The sequence below is a fragment of the Schnuerera sp. genome, assembly GCF_035459645.1.
In the GTDB taxonomy this organism is placed as follows: Bacteria; Bacillota; Clostridia; order Tissierellales; family Tepidimicrobiaceae; genus Schnuerera.
Genome location: NZ_DATHXO010000040.1, coordinates 1 through 5,447 on the forward strand (window position 1 = coordinate 1; position 5,447 = coordinate 5,447).

At 29.9% G+C, this 5,447-nt stretch carries 5 protein-coding genes; all 5 read right to left on the bottom strand.

Annotated elements, in window-relative coordinates:
- The coding region (locus tag VK998_RS00940) for a S8/S53 family peptidase (RefSeq protein WP_325224454.1) at positions 1-212 on the bottom strand (212 nt) is incomplete at its 3' end.
- Positions 213-214: 2 nt separating this feature from the next.
- On the bottom strand, positions 215-1,693 hold the full coding sequence (locus VK998_RS00945) for an ABC transporter ATP-binding protein (RefSeq protein ID WP_325224456.1): 1,479 nt from the start codon (positions 1,691-1,693) through the stop codon (positions 215-217).
- Between the two features lie 54 nt (positions 1,694-1,747).
- Positions 1,748-1,996, bottom strand: a complete 249-nt coding sequence (locus VK998_RS00950; RefSeq protein ID WP_325224459.1) for a hypothetical protein — start codon at positions 1,994-1,996, stop codon at positions 1,748-1,750.
- A 61-nt stretch (positions 1,997-2,057) separates the two neighbouring features.
- A complete protein-coding gene (locus VK998_RS00955; protein WP_325224461.1) occupies positions 2,058-2,723 on the bottom strand; it encodes an ABC transporter ATP-binding protein in 666 nt (221 codons plus the stop codon).
- 13 nt (positions 2,724-2,736) lie between these two features.
- Positions 2,737-5,447 (bottom strand): ABC transporter permease (locus tag VK998_RS00960; RefSeq protein ID WP_325224462.1); only part of this gene is annotated, 2,711 nt, incomplete at its 5' end.

The window sequence follows — 5,447 nt, forward strand, 5'->3', positions numbered from 1 at the left end:
GTGGAATTAGAAATTCTTATGCTTATAATCTCTGCTTCCGGAGCATACTTATTTATTATTTTACATACATTAAAACCATGATCAGTACTAATTAGAACATCATCGCTGCTATTAATAACTAAATTTTCACTACTGATCATTAAGTCTTCAATTATATTTAATTCTTTATTGAATACAGGCAATACCCCTTCATCTATTACAGCTATTTTCATAATTAAGCTTCACCTTCCACCATATATTTTTTCTGCTGATATCTAAATAATTCAGCATATCTTTTATTATCCTTTAATAATTGTTCTGGTTTACCATCTTCAATAACCTTACCATCTTCTAAGACTATAACCCTGTCTGCTAAAGATAGCTTAGATAATCTATGAGAAGTAAATAAAGTAAGCCTATTTTCAGTTATATCCTCCAATTTATTGAAAATTTCATGCTCTGCTCTTGGATCTAAATTTGAAGAAACTTCATCTAATATAAGAATAGTATCCTTACGATATAGTACCCTAGCTAGAGCTAATTTTTGAGTTTGTCCACCTGATAGAATTAGACCATCTGGTGTGAAAAATTTAGATATATATGCATCTAGTCCTGCTTCATTTAAATCTAAAATCTCTATAAAATCACTTTTCTCTAAAGCTTCAATTATGTCCTCATCATTAATCAATACATCGGGATTTGTTAAATGAAAGTTTTCTTTAATAGTAAAGGCAAAATTATTCATATCTTGAAAATAAACACTAAAGCATCTTCTTAAAGAAGTAATAGTATAAGATGATATATTAATGCCATTTATCAAAATTTCTCCAGAGGTTGGTTCATAAAATCTAAGTAAAAGTTTTATAATAGTAGATTTCCCTGAGCCATTTAATCCTACAAATGCAACATGCTCAGGCTTATTGATATGAAAACTAATATCTTTCAAAGCATATTTTTCACTAAGTGGATAGACAAAACTTACATTCTTAAAAAGAATACTATCTACAATTTTTAATTCTAATATACCATTATCTTCGATTTTGTTTGTATATTTAAAAAGAGATTTATAATTATTCATCCTTAATTTATTTTCAACTATTTCCATGGAAGAAGATATAAAGCTAGATGTCGAATGCCATAATTGTCCCAATAGTCCACTTAAAAATATGTAGTCCCCTATAACTAATTTTCCATCCACTATATTAAAAATTATATGGCCACTTATAATAACAAGAACAACCTCTGGTAAGAAATCTAATATAAAAGTTATCCTAGAGCGATTCTTTAAAATTTTCTTACGCTGACTAAATAGTTTGCCCCATAGGTTATCATAAAAATTTTTTAGTATCTTACTTGATTGAAAAAGTCTCACATCTTGGCTAAAGTCCCTACTAAAAGCTATCTGTTGAATATACGACAGCTTTCTCCTATTTGATATTTGTCCTAAACTTAAATCATAAAGAGATTCTGTATAATATTTTAAAGCTATTCCAGAGGGTAAGGCAGCCATTGTCATTATTAAAGCATAAATAATATTCTCATTTGAAAGAATAACAAATGATATTAAAAATGACATAATAGCACTGATGGCAGATATACTTGAACCTAATGCTTGAACCAAAATTGAACCATCTCTCATTGCTGATGTAATCTTATCTTGATAGTTTGGATTATCTAAATATGCTAAATCCACATCAAAAGAAAATTCTATCATATTTCTTGTCATCCATTGGTCTAATTGTTCTGAATGGACAATTCTAGAATAGATTTAAACCTTTATCATTATTACTTTTAATAAGGCTATTAAAGCCATCAGAAATAAAAAATTATATATAGAGAGAGTATTAAGATTGCCTATAGAGGCAGATATATAATTAATTATCTGCCTCGAAACAAAAACAGCTGCAATATTTAATAATGGATTAAATAATTCTGCTAATACCCTCAATATTGTATATAAATGAGAAACCTTCCAAGAAAGCTTAACACACCAAGAAAAGACCTCTATAAAATCCATTGTTTTTTTACAAATTTGCTCATTTTTATTTTCTTAAGCATAATAAAACCTCTCTAATTGTCTATTTTACCTGCTCAATAGTACCATCCTTTATTCTCCATACATTATCCGATTGTTCTGCTATTTCCATATCATGAGTTACTATAATTACGCAGAAACCTTGTTCATGAGCTAATCGTTTCAATATATCTATAATTTTATCACTATTTTCATCGTCCAGATTGCCAGTAGGCTCATCTGCAAGGATTATCTTTGCTCCTGTAGCTAAGGTCCTACCTATAGCAACCCTTTGTTGTTCTCCACCTGATAGTTTAGTTGGATACCTGGATTGCTTATCTCCGTCTATACCTAGAGATTCTAGAACTTTTTTACTCTTTTCTATTGCTTGATTCTTATCTATTCCCTTGTATTCCATAGGAAAGCTTACATTTTCCAAAGCAGTCAATAAGGGGAATAGCTGAAATGCTTGAAAGATCATAGATATAGAATCCCTTCTGTATTCATCTAAATCTAAATCTTTTAAATCTTTATCATTTATAGTTATAATCCCTTGGGTCGGTTTATCTAATCCTGCCATTATGGAAAGCAGTGTAGTCTTACCACTACCTGAAGGGCCTACTATTGCATTCAACTCTCCACCTTCAAATCTACAGTTTATATCTTTTAGTACATCTTTATTTGCACCCTTATATCTATAAAATAAATTCTTCATCTCAAGCTTTACCAATATACCCCCTCCTTTATTCCTTTACCTGTAGCATTTCTAATGGCTTTTTATAAAGCACATTTTTTAAACTTGCTAAAACACCTATAATACTTGCTAACAAATACCCAACTATGACAAATAGATACTTCCATATTGGATATACTCCAGATTTAAAGGTTACTACACTTATTACTGCAATAGCTATTACCTCTCCAATAATTATTAGCGTTAAGCTCTCTGTAAATACATATCGTTTTACCTCCACTTCTTTTACTCCAAGGATTCTCATAATTGCCAACTCCTCACTTCTCCTAAGGATTAATAAATAAGGTAAAACTACAGCGATTATCAATGATAATACCAAGATGATTGGATATATAATACTTAGTAATTCCATATTTTTCTCCAATGGTCCAATAGTTTCGGTCAGTATATCATCGTAAAGGACCAGTTTGTATCCAGTACTATCACCAGATGTAGTTTTAGCTATTTGATTCAATATCTCTTCCCTATTATAGTAAAGTTCTGCATTCTTCTCTTTATCAAATAATAAATCAATTCTTACATAGTTAATTCCGTTTCTTTCAATTAACCTAACAGCATCCATTGGAAAGATAAAGGTTTCTTGATATACTGTCCTACTTGGAATTCGATGTTGTTGTTTATAATAGGCATCATGTGTTGGGAATCCATAGCCTTCATAAGTACCGACAATCGTTCCATATACATCGGGATAATTTGATCCTGCATCTTTTAAGGATACTTTATTTCCTATCTCTAAATTATAGGCATCCATAGCTGCAGTAGAGGCTAAAATTGGAATTTCATCTTGTGTTGGAGTATAGGAGTTGATTTTATCGATTATACTTTGATCCTCTATCCCCGATAGTTTAATTCCGTTATCAGAGTTTAGTTCTTTATTAGATGCTAATATAGTCATCTGTATATATTTTTCATAATATGCTAAATCTAAAGCGCTTTCTTCTTTAATGGTTTCTTTAATTCCATTTCTATCAATATTTATCTCACTATACTCATTATCCACAGCTCCAAAGTAATCTTTAACTAAACCAGTTTCTAAGATTTTATTTAAAATATCTTCAGAAATATGTCCTTTAAATGAAAAATTTACTTCACCAATATATTTTATCTCTCCATATATGGTAGTTTCAGATATGGTTTTATCAATGAAAACCTGATTTGATTCTATTACATTGATTAACCATGTAAGAGTGCCAATCAAAAGTCCCGTTACAACTACCATTAAAATCGTAGTTACAATAGATCGAGAAATATGTTTTTTACCATATCCTTTGAGGACTGTCTTTCCTTTACTGATATTTATATTTGAATCGTCAAATGAAATGACATCTGCCAAATCATCGGTATGAAATTCATTATCAATTATGTCTAAATCATCTGTATCTAGATTTTGGACTTTCTTTTTATTTTCTTTGTTTTCTTTACTAAAGAATTCAAGCAAAGACCGCTTCTTAAATCTAAACACCATAAATAACGATTGTATCACCAATACGCCTATGATTATTAGAAACATTAGAAATACAAGTTTTACACTAATAGAAAAATCTAAATTGTTAGGTAATTTTCCTAAGATTTCCTCTAATATCTTTTTAGAATTCTTTATAGCAGTTTGGTAGCCAAAATAAGATGATAATCCTATTCCTATCGCAGCAAAAATATATAATGGCATCAACAGATGCCTAGATGCAGATTTATGCGTAAAACCTAGGATTTTTTCAATAGCATAATTGTTCTTATAAATCTCTACATACATATATATAGTAAATAACATTGCAAATAGCAATAAAATCCCGTATAATACAATATTTGTTTTAAGATTATTTAGAACTTTATCCGCAGATATCCAAAATGTTTCAGCATTATTCTCAAAGAATTGAAGTTCAAACCCAGCTTCTTTAATACTATCTCCATATTTTTCAATGAACTGCGATTGTTCAGCAGGATTCTTCAATACAAAACTATGATTCCCTCTATATAAATAAGGTGTTCCATTTTCAGTAGGAAATTTTAGAAATTCCTTAGGTACTGTACTTGTAGGTACATATATATCTTTACCTGAATAAATTTGATCATAAACCCCTACTATTTCGTATTCTATAACATCACTTTTATGATGATTTTTCCACTCTTTTCTGTCTTTTTCAGTCATTAAAAACTCAGGAATTTCACTTTCCATATATTGAAGGGGAATTTTATCTCCTAATTTTAATTCTCGTGCTTTAAATAAATTTTTTCCAACTATACAAACTTTATTATTGTTCTTATAATCATCATAGTTGATCCATCTTCCATCATACAAAGTATACCCCTCCAGATTTCCTTGGGTATGGGGGTGAGTTTCCATGTTTTTAGTTGCAATGATGCTAAATGCTCTGGTATTCATATCTAAAAGCTCTATATCCTCTCTCATTTTTTGCCATTTAGGATCTTCTAAATTGAACTCATCAATATTATCAATCTTCTCATATAAAGGACCTCCATCGTATAATGGCTTTAACATATATGAATCCGGCCTTTCCATATGTGAAGCATCATAAGACATTGGCTCACATCTAAAAAGATAATCAGCTCCAATTTCAAGTGCATATAACTCATCAAGGACGGAATCATTTATATATGGAATTAAATTTAATGTGCCTTTTGCTCTACTATTTTCATATTTTTGTGCTGCAAAACTAAAGAACCCACCTTTTAATATTCCCT

Bases quoted from the DNA above. Each gene is read 5' to 3' on its own strand.
- VK998_RS00945 (WP_325224456.1), bottom strand. From the start codon at position 1,693: ATGATAGAATTTTCTTTTGATGTGGATTTAGCATATTTAGATAATCCA.
- VK998_RS00950 (WP_325224459.1), bottom strand. From the start codon at position 1,996: ATGGATTTTATAGAGGTCTTTTCTTGGTGTGTTAAGCTTTCTTGGAAG.